This window comes from Aquabacterium sp. UBA2148, assembly GCF_002328915.1.
GTDB classification, from domain to species: domain Bacteria; phylum Pseudomonadota; class Gammaproteobacteria; order Burkholderiales; family Burkholderiaceae_C; genus Aquabacterium; species Aquabacterium parvum.
In genome coordinates this window covers 1-1,671 of sequence record NZ_DCXA01000034.1, presented here as the reverse complement: position 1 = coordinate 1,671, position 1,671 = coordinate 1, and the positions used below count along the sequence as shown (strand labels likewise).

The following is a 1,671-nucleotide window of genomic DNA, read 5'->3' as shown; positions in this document are numbered from 1 at the left end:
GATCAGAGTGCGTCCTGACCGGTCTCGCCGGTGCGGATGCGGATGACCTGCTCGAGCGAGGTCACGAAGATCTTGCCGTCGCCGATCTTGCCGGTGCGTGCCGACGACTCGATGGCTTCGATGACGCGGTCGAGGATGGCCTCGTCCACGGCGGCTTCGATCTTGACTTTGGGCAGGAAGTCGACCACGTACTCTGCACCGCGGTACAGCTCGGTGTGGCCCTTCTGACGGCCGAAGCCCTTGACTTCGGTCACGGTGATGCCCTGGACGCCGATGGCAGACAGGGCCTCACGCACTTCATCAAGCTTGAAAGGCTTGACGATGGCGGTCACCATTTTCATGGTTGGTTCTCCGGTGAGGTTGGCAAAAGGATGGACTGCGGAGTAACTGCATGTTCCATGCCAGCAGGTGGGCGGGGTGCCTTGCCATGGTGGGCTGCACGTCAGCATGCACATTTCGGTGCGTGCACGCAATCGGTGCACCCGATGGGGCGCCATCGCGTGGCCCTGATTGCACCAAACTGGTGATGCACCCCTCGTGGGGAGTGCGCCTGACTCGCTGCGTGATCAGAATGGGCCTTTTTGCATCGCGCAAACGCTTCCAACATGTCTCTTGCCGTCGTCCGCAGCCTGGCCCTGGATGGGCTGGCTGCCCCAGAAGTCACCGTTGAGGTGCACTTGGCCAATGGCCTGCCGTCCTTCACCCTGGTCGGCCTGGCCGACACCGAGGTCAAGGAGGCCCGAGAGCGCGTGCGGGCGGCGTTGGCGAGCGCCGGGCTGGCGTTCCCGCACAACCGGCGCATCACCGTCAACCTGGCCCCGGCTGACCTGCCCAAGGAATCCGGTCGTTTCGACCTGCCCATCGCGGTGGGCATCCTGGCGGCGATGGGCGAGATCCCCTTGCCCCACCTTGAAGGCCTGGCGCTGGCGGGTGAGTTGTCCCTCGGCGGAGACTTGAGGCCGGTTCGAGGTGCGCTGGCCATGGCCTTATCTCTGCGTCGGCGAGGCCCTGATGCGGCGGCCATCGGGTTGGTGCTGCCGTCCGCCAGCGCCTCTGAAGCAGGGCTGGTGGATGGCGTGCCGGTCTGGGGGGCGGGCGGCCTGGCCGAGGTGGTGGATGTCCTCAAGGCGGGGCGGCCGCCGTGGCAACCTCCGGCTGTGGTGGGGGGTGCCGAGGCCGCCTGTGGCCTCGACTTGCGAGACGTGCGCGGTCAGTCGGTGGCCAAGCGGGCCCTTGAAATCGCTGCCGCTGCGGGGCACAGCCTCTTGATGGTGGGGCCACCGGGCACGGGCAAGTCGATGTTGGCTCAGCGCCTGCCGAGCTTGTTGCCCCCGCTGGAAACCGATGAGGCCCTGGAGTCTGCGGCCGTGCACAGCCTCTCGGGTGGCTTTGATGCCGTGCGCTGGCGCCACAGGTGGGTGAGGGCGCCCCATCACTCGGCTTCTCGGGCGGCTTTGGTTGGGGGGGGCTCGCCGCCTCGGCCGGGTGAAATTTCCTTGGCGCACCGGGGCGTGCTCTTCCTTGACGAGCTGCCCGAGTTTCCTCGCAGCGCCCTGGAGGCCTTGCGCGAGCCGCTGGAAACCGGGCACATCTCCATCGCGAGGGCCCACCGAACCGTCGAGTTCCCCGCTCGCTTTCAGTTGGTGGCGGCCATGAATCCCTGCCCCTGCG

At 66.9% G+C, this 1,671-nt stretch carries 2 protein-coding genes; one reads left to right on the top strand and one right to left on the bottom strand.

The annotated features are described in order from the left end of the window. Positions 1 to 2: 2 nt before the first annotated feature. Positions 3 to 341, bottom strand: coding sequence for a P-II family nitrogen regulator (locus B2W70_RS01930; RefSeq protein WP_035039077.1), 339 nt, complete (start codon positions 339 to 341; stop codon positions 3 to 5). A 264-nt stretch (positions 342 to 605) separates the two neighbouring features. Here B2W70_RS01930 and B2W70_RS01925 point away from each other — a divergent pair. Continuing rightward, on the top strand, positions 606 to 1,671 hold a 1,066-nt coding region (locus B2W70_RS01925; protein ID WP_286742287.1), incomplete at its 3' end, for a YifB family Mg chelatase-like AAA ATPase.

What these genes read in the sequence shown, in the direction of transcription:
- B2W70_RS01930 (WP_035039077.1), bottom strand. Translation starts at nt 341, where the DNA reads ATGAAAATGGTGACCGCCATCGTCAAGCCTTTCAAGCTTGATGAAGTG.